The sequence below is a fragment of the Brucella sp. IR068 genome (assembly GCF_049065885.1).
Classification (GTDB): domain Bacteria; phylum Pseudomonadota; class Alphaproteobacteria; order Rhizobiales; family Rhizobiaceae; genus Brucella; species Brucella intermedia.
The window spans coordinates 44,307-66,826 of the sequence record NZ_JBAKHE010000012.1; the positions used below are offsets into that span (position 1 = coordinate 44,307).

Here is a 22,520-nt window from a genome sequence, read left to right on the forward strand (position 1 = left end):
TTTCGCATGTTAGCCGTGACAGTTGAATCAGTTCTTCTTCGCCTTGGCCTTCTTCGGCTGGGCAGCGGCGGCGGCGTCCGCCTTGGCGGCAGCTGCTTCGGCTGCAATCTGATCCGCGCTTTTCGGCGACGTGTCGATGACGGCACGCACACCGCCCTTTGCAGTGAGCTGGCAAACAGCCGTGCGCAGGTCCACCTTGAGATCGACATCCGTTCCGCCTGCTGCACCCGGACGGGAATTGACGGCGGAGATAACGCGTTCCGGCAGGAAGTATTTGTTGGCAGCAGCGGTGATGCACGGCTGCGCCAGCGCAGGGTCGACATAAGCAGTCGGAGTGAAGCGCGGCATCGAAATCGTCGGCGCGCTAACCGGGGCCTCGGTTTTGCCCGGCGTCGCCGTCGTGGTCGGTACAGTCGTCGTGCAGGCAGCGGCAAGCGGGGCCAACATGGCAATGGCTAGGAAACGGGCTCCGGTGCGGGCGCGTCCGTACATGATCAACCTCATAGGATCTGCTGAGTAGGTAAAATTTAAGTTCGATAACTATTCGGTTTTGCTCGATTGTCGAGTGGCAGGAAGGTCACATTGCCAGAATTTCGATTCGCATCCACAGGCTGACGTCACTGCTTTGCCAAAATCCAGTTCAGCATTTCCCGCCAATCCGACATGCGGATGGGCGTGCCGTGATTGCCGCTCTCGAAACGGCGAAACTGAACCGGATAACCCGGCGCGCGCTTGCGTATCTCGCGATAGAAGGATTCCTGCTTGTCGATGGCGAAAACCGGGTCGTGGCTTCCATGACCGAAGAAAACGGGCACGCGCTTCCTGAATGCGGGAGACTTGAAAAATCCCTCATCCCAAAGCGAGCCGAGCAGGATGAGACCTGAAAGCTGACTACCGGCGTTTTCGTTGCCCGCTATGCGCCAGCACAGCGTTCCGCCCTGCGAGCCGCAGGACAGGATCAAGGGAGCGCTTGGCGACGAAGCTTTGACAGCTTCAATCAGCCCGGCAATCTGCGCCTCGCCCGCATCGGCGAAATCCTTGAAGTCCGGTGTGACATACAAGCCGCCGTTCAATGCAGCGAGATTCTTCACCCGGTTGAAATTACCGCCGAAGGTAAAATCATTCATGCCTTGCAGGCGATTGCCGCCCCGGCCATGCAGATAGATGACGATGAAGGATGCACCTTCGCGCTTGCCCGCCGTCATGGCCTTGACTGGCCCAGCTTTGGTCTGAAACGTGACGTCCTTCTGGTAGGCGCGCGCCTTTAGCGAGACATAGGCGTCTTTCACCCGCTTTTCGGGCACCGCATCGCGCCCGTTTATATCGCGCATTTCATTGTAACCGACGACCTTGTAATCGCCATTGTCGGCGCTGCTGATGACGCCGGGATAGGCGAAATAGTCGTCCTTGTAAGGCGGCAGCGACGAAGCCCCGGATGCCGTCGCCGCCGAAAGCAGAAACAACACTCCGAGGAGGCTGCGTGTTGCACGTCTCGACATCACAGCTCCAGCGTATGGTAGCGCCTGTTGAGATAAACCAGCGCTTCCTCTTCGGCCCTCGACCGCAGGCCTACCACTTCGCCGAAAAGCACGTGATGGGTGGAATGATCCTGAACGCTCACCACTCGGCAATCGAAAGAGGCAAGCGCTCCCTCCAATATGGGCGCTCCGGTAACCTGAACTTCCCACCGCGCCAGTTCGAACCGCTCGTCCTGCGTCAGACCAATGCGGCCGGAAAATGCGTCCGCCAGCTGCTGATGCGAGCCGGCAAGCGTGTTGACGGCAAAAACCCCATTGTCGATGAACAGCCGGTTTTCCTCGTGGATCTTCTGCAGGCAGATGAGGATGGTCGGCGGATTATCGGACACTGAGCAGGCCGCCGTCAGGGTTAGACCGCGCCGTCCCGCACTGCCCGCGGTCGTGACGATCTGCACTGCGCCGGCATAATGGCTCATGGCATCGCGGTAGGACTTGGATTCCACCGAAGCTGCACTTGAAATGATGTTCTTAATCGTTTGCACGTCCAACAGAATCCATCTCGCCCTATGGGTATGTTACCTGAAGCCAGCTACCATGTTCAGAAGCCCGCGATATCGGCCCCCAGAAACGGGCATTGCACAAAGGCGAGGAAACAGCTACCCACTTTTCGTTGAAAATGCCACGAATTGTTTATTGAAGACGGATCACGTGATCGAGCTAGGGAAACGTCCTGCCGCAGCGCTGACAAGCATCATCCTCTCACTGCTGGCCAGTTCCGTACTGGCACAGGCAGCAGATATGCGCATCGGACTTGCAGCGCCCCTGTCGGGAACCTTCGCTCCGTTGGGTAATCAGCTGGCCGAAGGGGCGCGCATCGCGGCCGCGACGAAAGGCGCTGAACTCGTCATTTCCGATGACCGCTGCGATGCCGAAGGCGGCAGGGAAGCGGCGGAACGTTTCGTGAGGGAAAACGTCCGGATCGTAACCGGCTTTCTGTGTCCCGACGCCCTTGAGGCGGCGCTCCCGGTTCTCGCAGCTGGCAACATAGTTATCGTGGCCTCGGGCGTCAGTGAACCCACGCTGACCGAAAGGCGCGCACCCGCACCGATGGCAGTATTCCGACTCGCAACCGGACTCGACAAGGAAACGGAAGCAACAGGCAGTTTTCTCGGCAGTCTCTGGCGTGCCCAGGCTTTTGCCGTCATCGATGACGGGACGATTGAGGGACGCGAACGTGCCGCACGTGTTCTGGCCAGCCTCAAGGAGCAGCAGCTGCAACCGGTTTTTACCGATACCTATCGGCCCGGCCTCGACAATCAGAATGCGCTAGTCGCCCGCCTGCGGCGCGCAGGCGCAACCCATGTCTATGTCGGCGGCGAACGTGACGATATCGCCGCCATCGGTACAAGCGCTGCCGTCCTCAATCATCCGTTGACGATTGCAGGCGGGAGCCTGCTTGATGCCGCGCCCGGCGCACAGCCCTTAAGCGAGGGCACTTTGATGATCGCTCCGGTCCGGCCGCAGGACCTTTCAACAGCAAAACCCGCAATCGACGCACTGCATCAGGCCGGAAAACTGGCCGATGCTTATGCCATCATCGGCTATGCCAGCGCGGAGATTGCTGCGGATGCGATCCTGCGCGCCGACGAGAAGAAGCAGCCGGTGCTTGATACGCTTCGCACTGGTTCCTTCGAAACCGTGCTTGGCACGATCAAGTTCGACGACAACGGCATCCGAACGGACAACCCCAACCGCCTCCAGCGGTTCGACGGCAAACGGTTCGTGCTAGCCGACAAGTAGCCCAATGAGACTGGCGGCGATCACCAGCCCGGTCATCAGGCTCATGGTTGACCAGAAAAGGTGAAGCGCGGCATCTATATCATCGGCATTGGCATCGCGTTTGCCGGATGCATTGAGCATGGGACCTTCAACTTTTTCCGTCCCATATTGGCGCGGACCGGCCAATGCCAGCCCCAGCCCGCCTGCAAATGCCGATTCCGGCCAGCCTGCGTTGGGCGAGCGATGCAGGCGCGCGTCACGGCGCATGACCGAGAAAGCTTCCCTTCCTGAAAGCCTGTCTTTCGTGATCGCGGTGGCCAGTGAAGCCAGCAGCCCCGTCAACCGGGCAGGAATGTAGTTTGCAACATCGTCCAGCTTCGCCGCGAAACGGCCGAAATCGCGATAGCGATCATTGAGATGACCAATCATCGAGTCGGCGGTATTGATCATTTTGTAGGCAAACAGCCCCGGCAATCCGCCCACCAGAAACCAGAATGCAGGCGCGACAATGCCGTCGGATGCGTTTTCGGCCAGACTTTCTATCGCTGCCCTGCTGATGCCGCCCTCATCAAGATGCTCGGGATTGCGTCCAACAATCATCGACACGGCCCGCCGTCCGCCCTCGAGGCCGTCCTCCCGCAGCGCCAGCGCAACCGCCTGCACATGATCGGCAAGGCTTTTCTGCGCAAGCAGCACCGTCACGATCAGAATTTCGGCAACAGCGCCTGCTGTTCCGGCAAAGGGCAGTAGGAACTCAAGGACAAGCCCCAGAACGACAGAGACAGCCACCAGCCCAACCGTCAGCCACATGCCATTTCGGCGAAGCACCGCAGCAGCGAGATTTCGGTTGTTCCAGCGCTTTTCACCCCATGAAATTGCTTTCCCGAACAGGACGACGGGATGCGGCATCCTTTGCCATAGCTGCGGCGGATCGCCGACAAAGCGATCGAGAAGCAGCGCAAGCGAAAGAATAATCAGCTTTATTTCCATGAGCTTGACCAGAAAAACTGAATCAAAGTTTCAACGCCTTTTCCAAGCGCGCAAGCGCCACGTCATCCAACGGCAGACCAATGCGCAACCAGCGCGAGGCGTAATTGAATTTCCGGACCAGAATATGTCTCTGGCACAGTCTGACATAGAGTTCGTGCGCATCCGGGTGTTCAACAAGAGAAAACAGCGCCGTGCCGCCGATTTCCTTCAGACCGGATTTCTCGAGAACAGCAGAGAGTTCCAGGCGCCTCAGATCAATACGCGCGCGATAGTTGGAAAGCGCCTCGGCACCGCGGAAGGCATGGCTGGCAATGGCAAGCGCCGGGCCGGATACCGCCCATGGCCCAAGCCGCTGCTGCAATGCCTCGACAAACGGCTGACCGGCAACGGCAAAGCCCAGACGAACGCCAGCCAGCCCGAAAAACTTGCCGAAAGATTTCAGCACGATCATCGGCATGTCTTCCGCATCCGCTGCAACGCTGACATCCTCATGCGCGTCCGCAAAAGCCTCGTCCACGATCAGAAAGCCGCCCAGCGCACCAAGTTTTCGCGCCAGATGCTGAAGATCGTCTTTTGAAACCACACGACCATCGGGATTATTGGGATTGACGATAACTGCCGCCGTCGCCTCGTCCGGAATTTCACCGATTGCCGCACACGACACGACCTTCCAGCCGCAGGCAACGAACGAAGCGACATGTTCCTGATAGGTCGGCCCGAGAACCGCAACCGTCGACGGAGCAACTAATGTCGGGACGAGCTGGATCAAAGCCTGTGTGCCGGGAGCTGCGACAATGGACGCATTCTCACGCAGCCCATAATAGCTGCGGGCCAGCCGCAGCGTTTCCAGCATCAGCCGTTCATCCGGCAAGCGGTTCCAGATTTCCGGTGTCAGTTCGGGAAGTGAAAAAGGCTCCGGGTTGATGCCCGTTGAAAGATCAAGCCAGCCTCCCGGCTTTCCGCCAAAGCGCGCGACGGCCTTGTCCAGCGCGCCGCCATGCTCGATTTCTGCACTCAAGCTTTGTCTCCGCAAAAATCGATCACATGCATGAAAGAGCCTGAAACGGACCCGACCCTGAGACCTGCCTCGCCAAGCTCGTCTCGTGCGGCATCCCGCACACGGAAAAGCCGATCCGCCTCTCCTTCGCGCAGGATGCTTGCATAATGAAACTCGTGCGCCTTCAATGGCTCCTTCCAGGGTGAGCCCTCAAGCGGTTCCAGCAGGCGATAGCCAAGATGCAGCTTTCTTTTCGCGAAGCTCGTTTCAAGCGGCAGAAGACCCAGCATCGGATGCGCAACACCCTCCGCATCCTGCAAGCTCTCGCCAAGAACCATGTAGCCGCCGCATTCGCCATAAACAGTCGCACCACGCGTTGCGGCATCGCGTATTGCCGTTTGAAAACGTGCGGCTTGTGCCAGACGGCCTGCGTAAAGTTCCGGATAACCGCCGGGCAGATAGATTGCGTCTGCATCCTGTCTCGGAGCCTCATCTGCAAGCGGCGAGAAGAACGAAATCTCCACACCTCGCCTGCGCCAGCCTTCAAACAGATGCGCATAGGCAAAGGCGAATGCATCGTCGCGGGCAACCGCAATGTGGTTCCCAAGCGGTTTCAGGCGTGGAACATTGGCCATCGCATCGTAACGCTTCGGCCGCGACCAGATCGACTGCAACGTATCCAGATCGATATGCGCTTCAATCACATCAGCGGCATGATCCAGAAAAGTTTCGAGGTCGGAATGCTCGCCCGCCTGCACCAGTCCCAGATGCCTTTCTGGCAGCGAAAGATCGGTATCGCGAGGCAAGGCGCCGAGAACCGGAATGCCGAGTGGCTCCAACGCGCCACGCAGCATCGCTTCGTGCCGCGGGCTGCCAACCCGGTTGAGGATAATTCCGGCAATCAGCACATCCTTGCGAAACTGGCTGAAGCCCCACACAAGCGCCGCGACCGAGTGTGATTGCCGTGCACAATCCACCACCAGCACCACCGGCAGCTCGAGAACCCGGGCCAGATCGGCGGAAGAACCCTTCCCGTCCATCGCTCCGTCAAAGAGCCCCATCATGCCCTCGGCGACCAGCAGCTTGGCGCTGCTTTCGGTCATGCGCGAGGAAAGCGCGCTGATAAGTTCAGGACGCATCGCCCAAGGGTCGAGATTGAAGCAATCCGCGCCGCTCGCAGCCTTGTGATAGGCAGGGTCGATATAATCCGGCCCGGCTTTCGCCGGTGCAAGCGCTACGCCCCTGCGTTTCAAAACCCTCAACAAACCCAGCGTTACCGTTGTCTTGCCCGACCCGGAAGCCGGTGCAGCGATCATGAAACCCTTCATGCGGTTTGCGCTCCCTCATTTTGGTTCTTTCTGCCAAGCGGGTCGCTGAACAGGATCTTGCCGCTCAAAGCGCCCATCCAGTCCAATCCATCCCGCAGGCGAACCACTTGCCCCACAACCACGATCGCAGGCGGGTTCAGCCCCGCCGCTTCCACGTCTTTTGCAGCCTGCGCCAATGTCGTTTCGAGCACGGTCTGGCTAGGCAGGCTCGCATTGCACACAAAGGCGACAGGCTCGTCGGGCGAGCGTCCGGCATCGATCAGCCGCCTGGCAATAAGATCAATATGTTTCATCGCCATATACATGACGATCACCGGAGAGGTTCTGGCGATACCGGTCCAGTCTACTCCGTCGGGCACCAGACCGCTGGCGTCGTGGCCAGTCAGAAACGTCACGGACTGATTGATGTCGCGATGCGTAGCGGCGATGCCTGCATAGGCGAGGCCGCCAATTCCGGCAGTCACTCCGGGAACGACGCGAAACGGAACCCCGTGTTCCACTAGCGTCAGCGCCTCTTCTGCTCCGCGTCCGAAAACAAACGGATCGCCACCTTTCAACCGCAGCACCTTATTGCCTTGTTTCGCAAGTTCGACAAGCCGCAGAGAAATATCGCGCTGTTTCGGCGAAGGCTTGCCGCCGCGCTTGCCTGCATATTCCAGAACAGCATCTGCATGTTTCAGAGAGAGGCAGGCATCATCCACCAGTGCGTCATAAACGATAACATCCGCCTGTTGCAGGGCGTTGACGGCATGAAGCGTCAAAAGGCCGGGATCCCCCGGCCCAGCCCCCACGAGCCAGACGTGGCCGGGCTCCATGACGGGCAACGTCATTTTGCTTTTAGCAATGACACATGCCGCTGTTTCTTCAGCCTTGTTCATTCTCGTCAACCATTATTCTATCTGGCGACACAGCTAGCAGATACATTATAAGGCGTCCATGAATGACGAAACTGCTCCAACGAATAAAAGTCAGGAAAAGGTCGAGCTTCGCCGCGGCTGGACCACTGGCGCCTGCGCGACGGCTGCCACCAAAGCGGCTTTGACGGCGCTCATCACCGGGGAATTTCCCGATCCTGTCGGCATAATTCTACCCAAGGGCGAAGTGCCGTACTTCCAGCTTGCCTATGAAGGACTGGGCGACGGCTATGCGATGGCGGGCATCGTCAAGGATGCGGGCGACGATCCCGACGTAACCCACGGCGCAACCATCATCTCGACGGTATACCCGGCCCCGCCGGGGACCGGCGTCGTCTTTCGCGCCGGTGAAGGGGTTGGCACGGTCACGCGTCCCGGCTTGCAAATTCCACCCGGCGAAGCAGCGATCAACCCGGTTCCACGCCGCATGATGACGGAAATCTGCGAGCAGATTTGCGCCGAATATGGCCTGCCCGCCGACCTCGTGATCACGATATCAGTGCCAGGCGGGGAAGAGATTGCCACGAAAACATGGAACCCGCGCCTCGGCATTATCGGCGGCATTTCCATTCTCGGCACCACTGGTGTGGTTCACCCGTTTTCCTGCTCGGCCTGGATTCACTCGATCCATCGCGGCATCGACGTTGCGCGTGCTGCCGGGCAAAAACATGTGCTCGGCGCAACCGGTTCCACGTCCGAAGACGCAGCGCAGGCGCTCTATGATCTGCCGGATTTTGCCATTCTCGACATGGGCGATTTCGCAGGCGGCGTGCTTAAATATCTGCGAGACCATCCCATCGACAAGTTGACGATCGCAGGTGGCTTCGCCAAGCTGACCAAGCTTGCGCAAGGCGCGCTCGATCTTCATTCGTCGCGCTCGCAAGTGGACAAGGGCTTCCTCTGGGCCATTGCCGATAAGGCGGGCGCCCCGACAAGTATGAAGGATCAGATTCTCTTTGCGAACACTGCGCTGGAAGTACTTGAACTGACTCAATCAATCGGCATCGACATGGCCACACCGATTGCGCTCAAAGCGAAGGAAACTGCGCTGGAAACCCTTCGCGGCGCACCTGTGGAGGTTGAGATTATCGTGACTGACCGCAGTGGAAATATCCTTGCGCGGGTCTGAGCCGAAGATACTCATTCTGGGCGGAACCGCCGAGGCGGCAGCGCTCGCAACGGCTTTTGCGGAACTCCCTGTCAAAGCCATCACCTCGCTTGCCGGACGCACCAGCAATCCAGCCAGACTCACTGGAACGGTTCGCATCGGTGGCTTCGGTGGACCGGAGGGCCTTGCAGACTATATCAGGGCCGAAAAAATCCACCTCGTGATCGACGCCACCCATCCTTACGCGGCGCGTATATCGCAAAATGCCGTCATCGCCACAGAGGCGACGAAAACCCCACTCGTTCGGCTGGAGCGCACCGCCTGGGAAAAGCAGCCAGATGACAACTGGATCGATATTTCCGGCGAAGCCGAAGCTGCGAACGCCATTCCTCCCCACGCGCGCGTCTTTCTGGCGCTCGGTCGCCAGCACATCGCCCCTTTTGCCAAGCGCGCTGATGTTCATTTCGTCATGCGCATGATCGACCCGCCGGACGCGGCGCTGCCGCCGGATTGCGAGCTTATCCTCGCAAGGCCCGGCGATTTCGCTGCGGAAAAGCAATTTCTGGAGAAACACAAGATCGGACTGATCGTCAGCCGCAATTCGGGTGGCACCATTTCCTATGCCAAGATCGAAGCCGCTCGCGCGCTCAGGCTTCCGGTCATGATAATTTCCCGCCCGCCGGTTGCGGCCAGGAACATCGTCACCTCGCCGGAAGATGCAATCGCATTTGCCCGCACAAGCTTAGGCTTTTGAACGTGCCGCGTGGTTATGCGCCTCATGATAGAGCGCTGAATCGCGAAAGCTCTTTGGGTCCAGCCCGCGCCCGACAAAAATCATCGCCGTGCGTATCAACCCGGATGCCGCCACCTTCTCCGCTATATCCGCCAAAGTACCGCGCAATATCTGCTCGTCCGGCCATCCTATGCGATAGGCAACGACAACAGGGCAATCAGCGCCATAAAGGGGCATCAGCTCGGCCTTGATCTTCGTGAGGTTGCGAATGGAGAGGTGAATCACCAGCGTCGCGCCTGACCGGCCAAGCGTGGCGAGGTCTTCGCCTTCGGGCATGGCGGACGATTTCATCGAGGTGCGGGTCAGAATGATGGTCTGGTTGACCTCTGGAATGGTCAATTCCTGCTTCATGGCGGCGGCAGCGGCCGCAAAGGCTGGCACGCCCGGCGTCACATCATAGGGAATGCCGAGACTGTCCAGCCGGCGCATCTGTTCGGCCATCGCGCCGTAGATCGATGGATCACCGGAATGCACCCGCGCGACATCGAGGCCGTTAGCGTGGGCGACTTCCATTTCGGCGATGATCTCATCCAAAGTTAGGGATGAACTGTCGACCAGACGTGCATCCTTTGGTGCTCCGGCAACAAGTTCAATCGGCACCAGTGATCCCGCATAGATGCAGACGGGGCATCGCTCGATCAGGCGCAGGCCACGAACGGTGATAAGATCCGCCGCGCCAGGACCGGCGCCAATGAAATGAACAGTCACAATTTTACCTTCCTGAACTGCGGAGCGGCGTCGGAACCAGCAATCGCCAAGGCGGCAGTTGTCCGGACGGACGCGGTTTTCTCGACCGCGAGAATACCGTGCGGACCGGCAGCAGCAAGCGCTGCCGCTTCGGCAACGCCATGACAACCGACTGCCCGGAAAACAGCGTCCGACGGGTTTTTGAGACGCGGTGTTTCCTGCTCCAGTCGCGCGGCATCGAAAAAACAGAGCGCACAATCATAATGCGACGCAAGCTCCGCCCACACCGGCTCGGCGCGCTTCGCGCTCAAGGTTGCAATAGCATCGGGCCGTGCGCCCCCACCCCGAGCCAACACCTGCTCGGCCAAGGCCAAAAGTTCATCAAGCGTCACGCCCGACGAACCGCCCATGCCAAGAACCCTATTGAAATTTCTAGAACCCACAGGGAGATGACTGGCGCGCTTTGTGCAGTTCTTCCGGCTTGACCCCAAGCGTATCGGCAATGCGCTGGATCATTGTTGCTTCGCTACGATCAAGGCGATTATCGGTGCAGGCAATCGTCACGAGGTCACCAAGCAGTGCCAGCCGACGCTCCGGCGCCATTTCCGCCAGCATGTTGGCGGCTTGCTTGGTTGTCGTCTCGTAAGCAAAATCCTTGAGATATTCCGCGACTTCCGGAAGCTCTTCCGGTGGAATGCCGAAATTCTTTTCGGCAATTTCCTTGAATGCGGCTATTTCGGCTGGGTGCTGATCGCCATCGGCAAACACCACATGCAACAGCAAAAGCAGTTCAGAAGCGAGCGCCGGATCATCGGCGACACGCTGCACGGCGCTCTTCCTGCTCAGAAAAGCAGTAATCCGCTCAAAGATGCTTTCGCTCATGGAACCCCTCTAAACTTTCAGTCTGCTTATAATGAATAGCGCCGGACGAGCAGGAAAACAATCTCGCTCCGAGACCCAGCTTTCTTCCGAGTGCGCCTTTGTTTGACTGGCGTTCGCCAAGCAGCTGCTCTATGTTGCCCCAACCTCTCCTTTAGGCTCCCCCGATGCTTGAATTTTTTGACACGCTTACCCTGCTCCTCACGGCTGCGGCATTCATTGCCGGAATCATCGATTCCATAGCCGGAGGCGGCGGAATGATTACGATTCCCGCCCTGTTGCTGGCCGGAATACCGCCCGTTGAAGCATTGGGCACGAACAAGCTGCAAGGACTGTTCGGCTCATCGTCAGCAACCATTGCGTATGCGCGCAAAGGGCATGTCAATATCAGGGAACAGTGGCCCGAAGCGCTCGCTTCGCTCATCGGCTCGGTATTCGGCGCATTGCTGGCAACCGTTCTGCCCGTGGATATCATGCGCGCGGCCCTGCCGATCCTCCTGATCGCCATCGCAGTCTATTTTGCCGTCAAGCCGAGCCTTGGCGATGTTGATCGGGCACGACGTCTCGGACCGTTTCTTTTCGGCGTAACCCTCGTTCCGCTGATCGGTTTTTACGATGGGCTTTTCGGCCCCGGAACCGGATCGTTCTTCATGCTCGCTTTTGTGGCGCTTGCCGGTTTCGGTGTGTTGAAAGCTACCGCGCATACGAAGCTTCTCAACTGCGCTTCCAATGTCGGCAGTTTTGTAACCTTTGCCCTCGTCGGCACCATCAACTGGAAAATCGGCATCTGCATGGGTATTGCCCAGTTCATCGGCGCGCAGATCGGCGCAAGCCTCGCCATGAAGGTCGGCTCACGCATCATCAAGCCGCTTCTGGTCGTCGTCAGCCTGGCGCTGGCAGTTCGCCTCCTGATGGATGGAACCAATCCGCTGCGCCAGTGGATGGGATTTTAAATTCTAAGCGCCACCAAAACGACACCACAACCAATCAGCAGAATGCCGAACCAGTTGATGGTGGACATGCGCTCGCCGAGGAATGCCGCGCCGAACAGGGCCACCAGCACCACCGACAATTTATCGATCGGCGCGACGCGCGATGCGTCACCTATCTGCAAGGCCCGGAAATAAGCAAGCCACGAAGCGCCGGTCGCCAGCCCAGAAAGCACCAGAAACAGCCACGACCGCCCGGAAATTTCGCCCGGTTTCTGCCACTGGCCGGTAACGGTCAGGAACAGGCACAATGCACCGATGATAACCAGCGTGCGCACGAGCGTGGCGAAATCCGAATTGATGCCTTGAATACCGATCTTGGCAAAGATCGCCGTCAACGCGGCAAACACCGCCGACATCAGTGCCCAGAACTGCCAGCTGTCCAACATTGAAGCATTTCCAGCAAAAGTGTGAAACGGTTTTGCGCAGGATAATGCGCAACTAGAACTCGATGCCCTTCTGTGCCTTCACCCCGGCGCGGAATGGATGCTTGATCATCTCCATCTCGGTCACCAGGTCTGCGGCTTCAATCAGCTCGTCCTTGGCATTGCGGCCAGTGATGATGACATGCTTCATCTCCGGCTTGGCCTTGAGAACCTCTATCACTTCCTCGACCGGCAGGTAATCGTAGCGAAGCACGATATTCAACTCGTCGCAGAGCACCATATCGTAGCTTTCATCCATTATCAGCGCCTTGGCTTGTTCCCAAGCACCGCGCGCCATGGCGATATCTCGCGTGCGATCCTGCGTCTCCCAGGTAAAGCCCTCTCCCAGCGCTGAAATCGTGACCTGATCGGGAAATTTTTCGAGAACCCAGCGCTCGCCTGTGTCCCACGATCCCTTGACGAACTGCACGACCCCGATCTTCATTCCGTGGCCCAACGCGCGGAAAACCATCCCGAAACCGGCGGTCGATTTGCCCTTGCCCTTGCCGGTATGGACAATCACCAGACCTTTTTCCTCGGTCTTTGTCGCCTGGATCTTGTCGCGGGCAGCTTTCTTCTTGCGCATCTTGTCCGCATGGCGGGCGTTCAGTTCCTCTTCCGTCATGGACAGAAGTTTTGCAGATTTTTCAGCCATTTGTCCTCATTCCCGGATTCAAAGTCGCAAGTTGTTCCAGTTCAAACCGCGCCGAATTGGAGCGTGGTGTCCAGAAGCCCCGCTCGATGGCATTGTTCAGCTTCGCCGCTGTCTCGGCAAGCGCCGCGGGATTTTTCTCGGCCATGAAATCATGCACTGTCCTGTCGGCAATATAAGCCTGATAGACCGCCTCGAAGTGATGATTTCCGACCTTGCCGGTGGTCGCCGCAAAGGCGAACAGATAGTCGACGGTTGCCGCAATCTCTGCCGCGCCTTTATAGCCGTGACGCATCACACCTGTGATCCATTTCGGATTAGCCGCCCGCCCGCGCACGACGCGTGACAGCTCTTCTTCCAGCGCCCGGATCGCTGGCTTTTCCGGGCGGGAATGGTCATTGTGATAAACCGCAGGCATTGCCCCGTTCAGGCTTTCCACGGTCGCGGCCATTCCACCTTCGAACTGGTAGTAATCATCGCTGTCGAGAAGGTCGTGCTCGCGATTGTCCTGATTCTGAACCACGGCCTGAACAGAGCGAAGCCTTTCTTCAAGAAGACCGCGCTCGGCCTGCCCTTCCTCGCCTGCACCATAGGCGTAGCCGCCCCAGACAAGCCAGGCTTCGGCCAGATCGTTGCGCCCGGCCCAGCCATTCTCGTCGATCAGGGCCTGCAAGCCTGCTCCATAAGCGCCGGGTTTGGAACCGAAGACACGATAGCCCGCGCGGCGTTGCGCTGTCTTTTCATCCGCCCCTTCGACAACAAGACGCGCCTGCTCAATCCGCATACGAACTGCGACTGGATTGTCCTCGGCATCTTCGTCGAGAGCGCCAACTGCACGCACGGCCTTGTCGAAGAGCGCAATCTGTTCCGGGAACGCATCGCGGAAGAAACCGGAAATGCGCAGCGTCACATCGACCCGGGGACGGCCAAGCTTTGCAATCGGAATGATTTCATATCCAGTCACCCGGCGTGATGCCATATCCCACAGCGGCTTGACGCCGATCAGTGCCAAAGCCTGCGCTATATCATCGCCGCCGGTACGCATATTCGACGTTCCCCAGGCGGTCAGGCCGAAAGACGTCGGCCATTCACCATGATCCTGTGTGTAGCGAGTAATCAGGAGTTCGGCCGATTTGCGACCAAGTTCCCATGCCGCCGGAGTGGGAACGGCCCGACTGTCGGTAGAGAAGAAATTGCGACCGGTCGGCAGCACATCGGGGCGGCCCCGCGTCGGTGCGCCGGACGGTCCCGGCGGCACAAATCGCCCGTCGAGTGCGGCAAGAAACCCGTCTATCTCCGAAGGCCCGCATGAAACGACCATGGGGCGCAGATGCTCCTCTATGGATTGCAGCACCGCCCGCGTCTGCAGCCAGTCTTCCGGGCAGTCCGTTTCGCCCGCAATAAAACTCGCCGCCAGCAGTTCGATACGTTCCACCGTATCGCCTGCTATGCGCCACGTTGCAGGGCTTGCGGCGCAAAGGAGTTCCGGTTTGGACCCGGTCCAGGCTTCGGCCATATTGCAACCGAGCGGATCGAATGTTTCGCCAAGTCCACAATCCGCAGCGATTGCCCGCTGGAGACTTTGATCGCCCGGCGCACCACCGAGCGCAACCGGAACACCGCGCGGCACGCGGGCCAGCGCGACCAAAAGATCGGTCAGCAGCCTGCCTTGAGGTGCAAGTCCGAAAATATGCAGCCCGTCGCGTATCTGCATTTCCTTCAGATCGCAAAGATAGGCATCCAGCTTTTGCAAAGCCATGTCTTCATCGTCATGATCGTGAATGCCCGCATCCCGATCGAGCCCGATGTCGCGCACGAGATCGAGTATCTGTCCTTTCAGCCTCAGCAGGCGGCGAGGATCGACACCGGAGGCCTCGTAGTATTCGTCCACCAGCGCTTCCAGATCTTTGAGCGGACCATAGCTTTCGGCGCGTGTCAGCGGCGGCGTCAGGTGGTCGATAATGACCGCGCTGGCGCGACGCTTGGCCTGCGTGCCTTCCCCGGGGTCATTCACGATGAAAGGATAGATATGCGGGGTGGGACCAAACACGGCTTCCGGATAACAGTTTTCGGACAGCGCAAGCGCCTTTCCCGGCAGCCATTCCAGATTTCCATGCTTACCCATATGCACAATGGCATCGATACCTGCGACCTCGCGCAGAAACGCGTAGAAGGCAATATATCCGTGTGGAGGCACCAGATCGGGCGAGTGGTATGTCTCTTTCGGATCGATATTGTAACCGCGCGCGGGCTGAATACCGACAAAGGTTTCACCCAGCCGCATCAACGGCAATGCAAAAGCGACAAGTTCCTCCGCAAAGTAAGGATCGTTTTCTGGCGCACCCCAGCGGACTTCAATTTCCTTCTGAATCGCAGTGGGAAGTCTTTTGAAGAAAGCCTTGTATTGATTCAGTGAAATCGTCTCGCGTATCTCTCGCCCGTCACGCGCGGCATTGGTCGGACCAGCTGTCAGGGCGCGCATCAGAGCATTCCCGTCCACCGGCAGGTCAGAGAGGGAATAGCCGCCATCCGCCATCGCGTGCAGGACTTCGATCGTCCCGGCTGGCGTATCGAGCCCTACCCCGTTTCCAAGCCGCCCGTCACGGTTCGGATAATTCGCAAGAATAAGCGCAACACGTCTTTCTTCGGGTGATTTCCGTTTCAACCGCACCCAGTTTGCCGCAAGTTGCGCCACAAAATCCACGCGGTTTTCATGCGGCTCGTGGGTAACGATATTCGCCTCCACTGCCGCGTCGAACTGTTTGGCCGACTTGAAGGAAACCGCACGTGAAAGCACGCGCCCGTCCACTTCCGGCAAGGCGACATTCATCGCCAGATCGCGCGCCAGCAGCCCTTGCTGCGACGATTCCCAGACGGACTTCGGCGTACCGGAAAAGATGACTTGCAGCACCATGTTGCCGCGCCTGTCGAGCACGGTCGGCTGGCGCTCGGCACCCGGCGAAGAAATCGCAAATCCCGTGGCATTCAATACGATATCCGGCGGACAATCCTCAAACAGACCATCGACAACGGCTGCGGACAACCGGTCCTTGAGGCTCGAGACGAATATCGGAAGCGGGTTAAGGCCCCTTGCCTGCAACGAAGCGATCAGCGCATCGACGGGCTGCGTCTGTCCGCTTTGCACCAGCGCCCGGTAAAAAATGATGGCAGCGACAGGTGCTTTTGCATCGCTCCAGTGCTGGCCGATGCTGTCCAGCGACGAGACATGGTCTCCCGGCCACCACAGACCAGCCTTGAGCAGAGGTGCGGCACTCTCCGGCTTCTCGGAACCTGAAATCAGTGCGGCGCAATATTGAAGAAATGCGCCCGTATTCGCTGCCCCGCCTTCGACCAGATACTGCCAGAGTTCATTTCGATCATGGGCAGAGACGGTCGAAAACCGGTCCAGCCCGTGGTCCGGTTTGTCGTCTCCCGGCAATACGGCAATCTTGATGCCATGATTGACGGCGCAGGCATGCAGCGCTTCCAGCCCGTAAGGCCAATAGGTCTCACCGCCAATGATGCGCACCACAATAAGGCTCGCATATCTGGCCGTACGCTCCACATAAGCATCCACCGACATGGGATGAGTGAGGGTCAGGAAATTGGCCAGCCGCAAACTCAGCAAATCCGGCGCGAGCCTGTGCGCCTGCGCCAGACTGGCCAGTTCCGTATCGGCGGCGGAAAGGAACAATATCTCTCCCGGCGTCTGGGCGAGATCGACGGCCTCATTGCCGTCGCTGATTGTTCCTTTCTGGGCAAGGAGAAGATGCATCGGTCAGACGGCGTCTTTCACTGCCTTGGCGATGGCCGCCTCATCAATGTCATGCAGCCCGATCACGACCAGTCGCGTGGAGCGCGCTTCATCCTTGCCCCATGGACGGTCGAAATAATGCTCGATGCGCGGGCCGACTGCCTGCACAACCAGACGCATCGGTTTGCCAGGAACATCGACAAAGCCCTTCAGACGAAGAATGTCATGTTCCGCGATAACCGCTTTCAGCTTATCCGCAAATAGCTTGGGATTGGCGACAGAACCCGCTTCAACCACAAAACTCTCGAATTCGTCGTGATCGTGCTCGTGTCCATCTGCATGATGGATTTCATGGTGAGACTTGCGGTTGGCGATATCGTCTTCAGTGCCGACACCAAGACCGAGCAGAACATCGGCGCCAAGCTTGCCGAAGCTCGCAGGAACCATATTCACGCGGCGCGCCGAACGCTCGGCGACGTCGGCCTTGACGCTTTCCAGTCTTGATGAATCGATCAGATCGGCCTTGTTGAGAACGATAAGGTCGGCTGCATGAATCTGATCCTCAAACAGTTCCTCCAAGGGGCTTTCATGATCAAGGGATTCGTCCGCTGCCCGCTGCGCATCAACCTTGTCGTGGTCATCAGCGAAACGACCTTCGGCAACAGCTGCGGCATCGATCACCGTCACCACGCCATCGACCGTCACCTGCGTCTTGATCTCCGGCCAGTTGAAAGCCGCGACCAGCGGCTGCGGCAAGGCAAGGCCGGAGGTTTCGATCACGATATGATCGGGGCGATCAGCGCGATCCAGAAGCTTGGTCATGGTCGGGATGAAATCATCGGCAACAGTGCAGCAGATGCAGCCATTGTTGAGCTCGATTACATCTTCCTCGCGACAGGTCTCGATACCGCAGCCTTTCAGAATACCGCCATCGACCCCGAGATCCCCGAACTCATTGATGATCAATGCAATGCGTTTTCCGTTGGCGTTTTCCAGCAGGTTGCGGATCATCGTCGTTTTGCCCGATCCAAGAAAACCCGTGATAACGGTTGCGGGAATTTTCTGTCCCTGCATTGATTTATCCCTTCATCTTCAGCGGCAACCCTGCCGCTATCAAATAAACTTCATCCGCAACCGCAGCTACTGCCTGATGCAGAAAGCCTGCGTGGTCGCGAAATTCCCGTGCCATGCGATTTTCAGGCACGATTCCAAACCCAACTTCGTTCGAAACAAAAACCACAGGTCCCGCGAGGTCCGGCAGCATGGCGACGAGTCCTGCCGTCTCCGCCGCTATGTCGCGCTCGGCCAACATCAGATTAGTCAGCCACAGGGTCAGGCAGTCAACCAGCACGAACCGATTAACGGTAACATGCAGCGTGAGTGCACTGACGAGATCGAGCGGCTCTTCTACTGTCTGCCAGTCGGATCCACGTCGGTCCCGATGAATGGCAATGCGGTTTTCCATTTCGTCGTCGAAGGCGCGCCCAGTTGCAAGATAGAGCGGCTGCAACCCCGAGGACTGCGCCATTTTCTCGGCATAGGACGACTTGCCCGAACGGGCTCCGCCAAGGACCAGAACCGATTTTCCCGGCGAAGCCATTTTCGTCAGCCCTCAATCTCGGACGATGCATAATGCTGGATGAACCAGCCGAGCGCGAGGCCAATCACCGCCCACATGAACAAGTTGGTCGCCAGCGATGCGACCGCATATTGCGACGCAAGCAGCGCGGGAACGGGAGACGAGATATCTTCCGGATGCGGTGCTCCATAGAGCTGTGGCGCAACGATCAGAACCAGCCCCAGGATTTTCGCCCAAATTTCCTGACGCAACACGACGAGATATATACCGAGACCGCTCAGCACCACGGCAGCAATCCACCATAGCTGCCGCTCTGCCAGATCGGCCGCCGGCATTGCCGGCAACTCCGGCGAGAGCCCCAACGCAGGCAGAAATGCCACCGCGAAGAAGCCTGCAACGCCCCAATAAATGCCATTCTGCACGGTAATACGACGTCCGAGCAGCAACGCCACGCCGCCAAGCAGCAGGGCAAAGCCAGCCCCCGCAACAAGATTGGCAAGGATCGTGTTACCCAATCGTCCGAACGGCAGTTCGGCACCTTCCTCTTCGGCGTCTGCAGTAACAGCGCCATGATCATGCGGTGCAGCTTCCACCTCGCCGTGGCTATGGCCACCACCAGCTTCTTCGAAAGTTTCAGCCTGCAGGATCAAAGGCACTGTTCTCAGATACATGGCAGGCGTAACCAGCAACCCGGCCAGAAGACCGGCGGCGAGCGACGCCAACAAATAGCGGATCAACATTTCTGTCCCCCATAGCAATTCCGCGCCGATGGCCATCCACCATCAAGCTTTGCTCAACTTCAATTCTGACAGCTATTCGACTGCTCAGTGGCAGGGAAAACCATAGGAATGGCGCGTATCGTGTGCCGAATCGTGCAGCGTATCGGAATGGGCAAGCCCTACGCCGTAAATCAGGAACGCGCCAAGAAGCAGCGAAACAACAGCCGTGCCCAGACGGGCAGCGAGCGGCATTGCGAGTGTGCTGGAAACAGAATTCTGAGTATGTGCAGCCATGACAACCTCCGTGCAGGCAGCAGGGAAAAACCTCCCATGGGGTGCGGGCTCAATGCCCTCACGCAACAGGCAGGTCTCCTGGCTCACGGGTCGCGGGGATTAAGGCTACCTTCCCAGAGGTCCTTCTGCCTCCAGTGGTTACCGGTTGCCCGGCTTGCCTCATCCCTCTCCGCTCTACAGTCGCGGGGTCGGCTGCGATAAAGACGCCCGGATTGGGTCCGTCCGTCGCATTCCCTTTTTGGTATCGCCGGGATTCGTCCCGACAAAAACCTGTTGCATGGTTTGACATTAGGCTTTCGCCCCACCGGCGTCAATCGCGGCAGAATATCTGCAATCTCATTTCAAATTAAACAAAGCGTCGATATTGAGACATTCTTCCAGTCCTTCGGCCAGCTCATTCAATGCATCTTCGACGCCGGCGCGATAATTTACCGAGCTGCTTCGCACACCAAGACTCTTCAGAAATTTTCGCCGAAATTCGTCCGCATTGAAAACACCATGGAGATAGGTTCCCATGATCCGGCCATCCGGCGATATCGCGCCATCGTGATGCTCAGCTAACCGGGCGAAAGGCCGCGCCATATCCGGTCCGGTCGTGCGACCGATATGGATTTCGTAGCCCTCCAGCGGTGCATTGTGCAGACAAGAAGTCGCCTGCACGTTGCGGACCACTTTTTCAGGCGCCATCACCGTTTCTATATCGAGAAATCCGAGGCCATCGATGTCGCGCACATGCCCTTCGATACCAGCAGGATCGCTGATGTGGCGACCAAGCATCTGAAATCCACCACAGATACCAAGCACATGACCGCCCCGTCTCACATGGGCGGACAACTGCCGGTCCCAGCCATTGTCCCGAAGCGCCATCAGATCAGCTATCGTAGACTTGGTTCCGGGCAGAATGACGAGACCCGCCTCGCCGGGAATGCTCGAACCGGGCGGCACCATGACCACTTCCACATCCGGCTCAGCTTTCAGCGGATCGAGGTCATCAAAATTCGCGATGCGCGGCAACATCGGCACCGCGACCACAAGCGCCTTCTTGTGCCCAGCCACAGCACGTTCAAGAACGACTGAGTCCTCCGCTGGCAATCGCGACACTGCTTTCAGCCACGGCACCACCCCAAATGAACGCCAGCCGGTAAACCGGGTAATCGCGGCCAGCCCGTCATCAAAAAGCGAAATATCGCCCCGGAACTTGTTTATCAGGAACCCGCGAACCATCGCGCGATCCTGTACGGAAAGAATTGTGTGCGTCCCGACAAGGGAAGCGATCACTCCGCCCCTGTCTATATCGCCGACGAGAACCACCGGCACATCGGCCTGCGTAGCGAATCCCATATTGGCGATATCACCAGCACGCAGATTGATCTCGGCGGGCGATCCTGCCCCCTCCACCAGCACAAGGTCTGCACCTTCGCTGACATGGGCGAATGATTCCATGACCGCTGCCATGAGCTGCGGTTTCAATTCCTGATAATAGCGCCCGCGCGCCTCGCCTCGCACCTGCCCCTGCACGACGACCTGACTGCCCATGTCGGTCTGCGGCTTCAGGAGCACCGGGTTCATATGGACGGACGACGGTACTCCGCAAGCCAGAGCCTGCAGCCACTGCGCCCTGCCGATTTCTCCGCCATCATCGCTGACTGCAGCATTGTTGGACATGTTCTGCGGCTTGAACGGTCTGACTTTGAGCCCCCGATTGCGTGCAACGCGGCATAATCCGGCAACAAGAACACTTTTGCCGACGTCCGACCCCGTCCCTTGAAACATGATTGCGCGTGCCATGGAAGGTGCGTAGCTTAAACTCGAGGCGCTGGCAACGGCATGCCGTTCGGCCACCTTCTATGCAAAAATGCGCATCAGTTTATTACAAATGTGAGCAACATTATTCCAATGGAGCGTTGGCAGCCTCACCCGGTTATGATCTAGTTCGGCGGAGGGGTACGGTGCTACAGGGAGGAAACCATGGATGCTGCCGACCAGAATCAGTTCGAACTGAACGAAGATCAGCTTGCCATTCAGGATATGGCGCGAGCCTTCGCCAGTGATCGTGTCGCGCCGCATGCATTGCAGTGGGATCGTGACAAGCATTTCCCCGTCGATGTATTGCAAGAGACGGGACCGCTCGGCATGGGCGGCATTTATGTGCGTGAAGATGTAGGTGGCTCGGCGTTGAAACGGCTCGACGCGGTGCTCATTTTCGAAGCGCTGGCAACCGCATGTCCTTCATTCTCGGCCTTCGTCTCCATCCACAACATGGCCGCATGGATGATCGACACTTTCGGAAACGAAGAACCGCGGCAACGCTTTCTGCCGAAGCTCACGTCGATGGAATCGCTTGCGAGCTATTGCCTGACAGAGCCCGGATCAGGTTCGGATGCTGCAGCGCTCAGAACACGCGCCACGCGCGATGGTGACCATTATATTCTCAACGGCTCCAAGCAGTTCATTTCTGGTGCTGGCGCAACAGATATCTATGTGACAATGGTGCGTACCGGCGAGGACGGTCCCAAGGGAATTTCCACCATCGTTGTGCCAAAAGATGCACCCGGCCTTTCTTTCGGCGCCAATGAATTCAAGATGGGTTGGAATGCGCAGCCGACGAGAACCGTCATTTTCGATAATTGCCGCGTTCCGGTTGAAAATCTTCTAGGGGAGGAAGGAACCGGCTTCCGCATAGCAATGGCAGGGCTTGATGGAGGGCGGCTCAACATCGCTGCCTGCTCGCTCGGTGGAGCACAGTCAGCGCTCGACAAGTCGTTGGAATATTGCAGCCAGCGCAAGGCTTTCGGCCAGACGATTGACCGGTTTCAGGCGCTGCAATTCCGTCTGGCCGACATGGAAACCGAACTCTCCGCCTCGCGTCTTCTTCTATATACCGCAGCCAGCAAGCTTGATCGTAAAACCTATGACGCAGGAAAATGGTCCGCGATGGCCAAACGCTTCGTCACGGACACGGGGTTTGATGTAGCAAACGAAGCGCTCCAGCTTTTCGGCGGCTACGGCTATCTTCATGAATACGGGATCGAAAAGCTTGTCCGTGATTTGCGCGTGCACCAGATTCTCGAAGGCACGAACGAAATCATGCGCGTCATCATTGCACGCCAGATGATCGGGCGCTGACTGAATTAATAATCGCCAAGGGAGGAGTT

General features: G+C 58.2%; 23 protein-coding genes and 1 riboswitch. Of the genes, 5 read left to right on the plus strand and 18 right to left on the minus strand.

The features are described from left to right. Positions 1-27: 27 nt before the first annotated feature. The 3 genes from ACOWVS_RS18275 to ACOWVS_RS18285 all read right to left on the minus strand — a co-directional run bounded on the left by ACOWVS_RS18275 (position 28) and on the right by ACOWVS_RS18285 (position 2,020). Positions 28-492 (minus strand): hypothetical protein, encoded by a 465-nt coding sequence (locus ACOWVS_RS18275; protein ID WP_021585983.1) that lies wholly within the window; start codon positions 490-492, stop codon positions 28-30. Between the two features lie 125 nt (positions 493-617). After that, entirely contained in the window at positions 618-1,499 is an 882-nt protein-coding gene (locus ACOWVS_RS18280) for a phospholipase (protein ID WP_075041964.1), read from the minus strand. Further along, positions 1,499-2,020, minus strand: a complete 522-nt coding sequence (locus ACOWVS_RS18285) for a flavin reductase (RefSeq protein ID WP_031346343.1) — start codon at positions 2,018-2,020, stop codon at positions 1,499-1,501. Before ACOWVS_RS18285 ends, ACOWVS_RS18280 begins: the two co-directional genes overlap by 1 nt. Before the next feature lie 166 nt (positions 2,021-2,186). Between ACOWVS_RS18285 and ACOWVS_RS18290 the strand changes: the two genes are divergently transcribed. Next, positions 2,187-3,278 carry a branched-chain amino acid ABC transporter substrate-binding protein gene (locus ACOWVS_RS18290; protein WP_031346344.1) on the plus strand — a complete coding sequence of 364 codons (1,092 nt, stop codon included), beginning with the start codon at positions 2,187-2,189 and terminating at the stop codon, positions 3,276-3,278. Here the strand turns inward: ACOWVS_RS18290 and cbiB are convergent. Genes cbiB through cobA form a run of 4 tightly spaced genes read right to left on the minus strand, consistent with a single transcriptional unit; the run spans position 3,264 to position 7,450 of the window. Beyond that, entirely contained in the window at positions 3,264-4,247 is a 984-nt protein-coding gene (gene cbiB, locus ACOWVS_RS18295) for an adenosylcobinamide-phosphate synthase CbiB (RefSeq protein ID WP_021585987.1), read from the minus strand. The genes ACOWVS_RS18290 and cbiB overlap by 15 nt on opposite strands. Positions 4,248-4,269: 22 nt before the next feature. Continuing rightward, the gene (gene cobD / locus ACOWVS_RS18300) at positions 4,270-5,265 is read right to left on the minus strand and encodes a threonine-phosphate decarboxylase CobD (RefSeq protein WP_021585988.1); all 996 of its coding nucleotides are present in this window, start codon (positions 5,263-5,265) and stop codon (positions 4,270-4,272) included. Then, the gene (locus ACOWVS_RS18305; RefSeq protein WP_021585989.1) at positions 5,262-6,572 is read right to left on the minus strand and encodes a cobyrinate a,c-diamide synthase; all 1,311 of its coding nucleotides are present in this window, start codon (positions 6,570-6,572) and stop codon (positions 5,262-5,264) included. Before ACOWVS_RS18305 ends, cobD begins: the two co-directional genes overlap by 4 nt. Further along, positions 6,569-7,450: a uroporphyrinogen-III C-methyltransferase gene (gene cobA / locus ACOWVS_RS18310; protein WP_031346345.1), complete on the minus strand. Its 882-nt coding sequence runs from the start codon at positions 7,448-7,450 to the stop codon at positions 6,569-6,571. The genes ACOWVS_RS18305 and cobA overlap by 4 nt, the downstream gene beginning before the upstream one ends. 58 nt (positions 7,451-7,508) lie before the next feature. Here cobA and ACOWVS_RS18315 point away from each other — a divergent pair, with 58 nt between their 5' ends. Beyond that, positions 7,509-8,615, plus strand: coding sequence for a cobalt-precorrin-5B (C(1))-methyltransferase (locus ACOWVS_RS18315; protein ID WP_021585991.1), 1,107 nt, complete (start codon positions 7,509-7,511; stop codon positions 8,613-8,615). After that, positions 8,602-9,348: a cobalt-precorrin-6A reductase gene (locus tag ACOWVS_RS18320; RefSeq protein ID WP_021585992.1), complete on the plus strand. Its 747-nt coding sequence runs from the start codon at positions 8,602-8,604 to the stop codon at positions 9,346-9,348. The genes ACOWVS_RS18315 and ACOWVS_RS18320 overlap by 14 nt, the downstream gene beginning before the upstream one ends. On the opposite strand, the gene cobM is transcribed toward ACOWVS_RS18320, so the two are convergent. The 3 genes from cobM to ACOWVS_RS18335 are packed head-to-tail and all read right to left on the minus strand — an operon-like array spanning position 9,337 to position 10,956. Further along, positions 9,337-10,095 (minus strand): precorrin-4 C(11)-methyltransferase, encoded by a 759-nt coding sequence (cobM, locus tag ACOWVS_RS18325; protein WP_021585993.1) that lies wholly within the window; start codon positions 10,093-10,095, stop codon positions 9,337-9,339. The genes ACOWVS_RS18320 and cobM overlap by 12 nt on opposite strands. Continuing rightward, positions 10,092-10,484, minus strand: coding sequence for a cobalamin biosynthesis protein (locus tag ACOWVS_RS18330; RefSeq protein ID WP_021585994.1), 393 nt, complete (start codon positions 10,482-10,484; stop codon positions 10,092-10,094). The genes cobM and ACOWVS_RS18330 overlap by 4 nt, the downstream gene beginning before the upstream one ends. Positions 10,485-10,506: 22 nt before the next feature. Then, entirely contained in the window at positions 10,507-10,956 is a 450-nt protein-coding gene (locus ACOWVS_RS18335; protein ID WP_075041965.1) for a TerB family tellurite resistance protein, read from the minus strand. A gap of 164 nt (positions 10,957-11,120) precedes the next feature. On the opposite strand from ACOWVS_RS18335, the gene ACOWVS_RS18340 reads away from it, so the two are divergent. Next, on the plus strand, positions 11,121-11,906 hold the full coding sequence (locus tag ACOWVS_RS18340) for a TSUP family transporter (protein ID WP_021585995.1): 786 nt from the start codon (positions 11,121-11,123) through the stop codon (positions 11,904-11,906). Here the strand turns inward: ACOWVS_RS18340 and ACOWVS_RS18345 are convergent. From ACOWVS_RS18345 to ACOWVS_RS18380, 8 genes are all read right to left on the minus strand, one after another. Beyond that, positions 11,903-12,331: an EamA family transporter gene (locus ACOWVS_RS18345; RefSeq protein ID WP_006467107.1), complete on the minus strand. Its 429-nt coding sequence runs from the start codon at positions 12,329-12,331 to the stop codon at positions 11,903-11,905. The two genes, ACOWVS_RS18340 and ACOWVS_RS18345, sit on opposite strands and share 4 nt — an antisense overlap. A gap of 52 nt (positions 12,332-12,383) precedes the next feature. Continuing rightward, a complete protein-coding gene (gene cobO / locus ACOWVS_RS18350) occupies positions 12,384-13,022 on the minus strand; it encodes a cob(I)yrinic acid a,c-diamide adenosyltransferase (protein ID WP_021585996.1) in 639 nt (212 codons plus the stop codon). Next, positions 13,015-16,794 (minus strand): cobaltochelatase subunit CobN, encoded by a 3,780-nt coding sequence (gene cobN, locus ACOWVS_RS18355; RefSeq protein WP_021585997.1) that lies wholly within the window; start codon positions 16,792-16,794, stop codon positions 13,015-13,017. Before cobN ends, cobO begins: the two co-directional genes overlap by 8 nt. A gap of 3 nt (positions 16,795-16,797) precedes the next feature. Further along, on the minus strand, positions 16,798-17,847 hold the full coding sequence (cobW, locus tag ACOWVS_RS18360; RefSeq protein WP_021585998.1) for a cobalamin biosynthesis protein CobW: 1,050 nt from the start codon (positions 17,845-17,847) through the stop codon (positions 16,798-16,800). A gap of 4 nt (positions 17,848-17,851) precedes the next feature. Then, a complete protein-coding gene (gene cobU, locus ACOWVS_RS18365) occupies positions 17,852-18,373 on the minus strand; it encodes a bifunctional adenosylcobinamide kinase/adenosylcobinamide-phosphate guanylyltransferase (RefSeq protein ID WP_021585999.1) in 522 nt (173 codons plus the stop codon). A gap of 5 nt (positions 18,374-18,378) precedes the next feature. Continuing rightward, positions 18,379-19,092 carry a CbtA family protein gene (locus ACOWVS_RS18370; protein WP_031346351.1) on the minus strand — a complete coding sequence of 238 codons (714 nt, stop codon included), beginning with the start codon at positions 19,090-19,092 and terminating at the stop codon, positions 18,379-18,381. 84 nt (positions 19,093-19,176) lie between these two features. Continuing rightward, positions 19,177-19,365, minus strand: a complete 189-nt coding sequence (locus ACOWVS_RS18375) for a CbtB domain-containing protein (RefSeq protein WP_021586001.1) — start codon at positions 19,363-19,365, stop codon at positions 19,177-19,179. Positions 19,366-19,415: 50 nt separating this feature from the next. After that, a riboswitch (cobalamin riboswitch) is annotated at positions 19,416-19,654 on the minus strand. Positions 19,655-19,701: 47 nt separating this feature from the next. Beyond that, on the minus strand, positions 19,702-21,153 hold the full coding sequence (locus ACOWVS_RS18380; RefSeq protein ID WP_021586002.1) for a cobyric acid synthase: 1,452 nt from the start codon (positions 21,151-21,153) through the stop codon (positions 19,702-19,704). 180 nt (positions 21,154-21,333) lie between these two features. Between ACOWVS_RS18380 and ACOWVS_RS18385 the strand changes: the two genes are divergently transcribed. Continuing rightward, positions 21,334-22,491, plus strand: a complete 1,158-nt coding sequence (locus tag ACOWVS_RS18385; RefSeq protein WP_021586003.1) for an isobutyryl-CoA dehydrogenase — start codon at positions 21,334-21,336, stop codon at positions 22,489-22,491. Positions 22,492-22,520: the final 29 nt, after the last annotated feature.

Coding starts and splice junctions, on each gene's coding strand:
- ACOWVS_RS18275 (WP_021585983.1), bottom strand. CDS start 492: ATGTACGGACGCGCCCGCACCGGAGCCCGTTTCCTAGCCATTGCCATG.
- ACOWVS_RS18280 (WP_075041964.1), bottom strand. CDS start 1,499: ATGTCGAGACGTGCAACACGCAGCCTCCTCGGAGTGTTGTTTCTGCTT.
- cbiB (WP_021585987.1), bottom strand. CDS start 4,247: ATGGAAATAAAGCTGATTATTCTTTCGCTTGCGCTGCTTCTCGATCGC.
- ACOWVS_RS18305 (WP_021585989.1), bottom strand. CDS start 6,572: ATGAAGGGTTTCATGATCGCTGCACCGGCTTCCGGGTCGGGCAAGACA.
- cobA (WP_031346345.1), bottom strand. CDS start 7,450: ATGAACAAGGCTGAAGAAACAGCGGCATGTGTCATTGCTAAAAGCAAA.
- ACOWVS_RS18315 (WP_021585991.1), top strand. CDS start 7,509: ATGAATGACGAAACTGCTCCAACGAATAAAAGTCAGGAAAAGGTCGAG.
- ACOWVS_RS18330 (WP_021585994.1), bottom strand. CDS start 10,484: ATGGGCGGTTCGTCGGGCGTGACGCTTGATGAACTTTTGGCCTTGGCC.
- ACOWVS_RS18335 (WP_075041965.1), bottom strand. CDS start 10,956: ATGAGCGAAAGCATCTTTGAGCGGATTACTGCTTTTCTGAGCAGGAAG.
- ACOWVS_RS18340 (WP_021585995.1), top strand. CDS start 11,121: ATGCTTGAATTTTTTGACACGCTTACCCTGCTCCTCACGGCTGCGGCA.
- ACOWVS_RS18345 (WP_006467107.1), bottom strand. CDS start 12,331: ATGTTGGACAGCTGGCAGTTCTGGGCACTGATGTCGGCGGTGTTTGCC.
- cobO (WP_021585996.1), bottom strand. CDS start 13,022: ATGGCTGAAAAATCTGCAAAACTTCTGTCCATGACGGAAGAGGAACTG.
- cobN (WP_021585997.1), bottom strand. CDS start 16,794: ATGCATCTTCTCCTTGCCCAGAAAGGAACAATCAGCGACGGCAATGAG.
- cobW (WP_021585998.1), bottom strand. CDS start 17,847: ATGCAGGGACAGAAAATTCCCGCAACCGTTATCACGGGTTTTCTTGGA.
- cobU (WP_021585999.1), bottom strand. CDS start 18,373: ATGGCTTCGCCGGGAAAATCGGTTCTGGTCCTTGGCGGAGCCCGTTCG.
- ACOWVS_RS18370 (WP_031346351.1), bottom strand. CDS start 19,092: ATGTTGATCCGCTATTTGTTGGCGTCGCTCGCCGCCGGTCTTCTGGCC.
- ACOWVS_RS18375 (WP_021586001.1), bottom strand. CDS start 19,365: ATGGCTGCACATACTCAGAATTCTGTTTCCAGCACACTCGCAATGCCG.
- ACOWVS_RS18380 (WP_021586002.1), bottom strand. CDS start 21,153: ATGGCACGCGCAATCATGTTTCAAGGGACGGGGTCGGACGTCGGCAAA.
- ACOWVS_RS18385 (WP_021586003.1), top strand. CDS start 21,334: ATGGATGCTGCCGACCAGAATCAGTTCGAACTGAACGAAGATCAGCTT.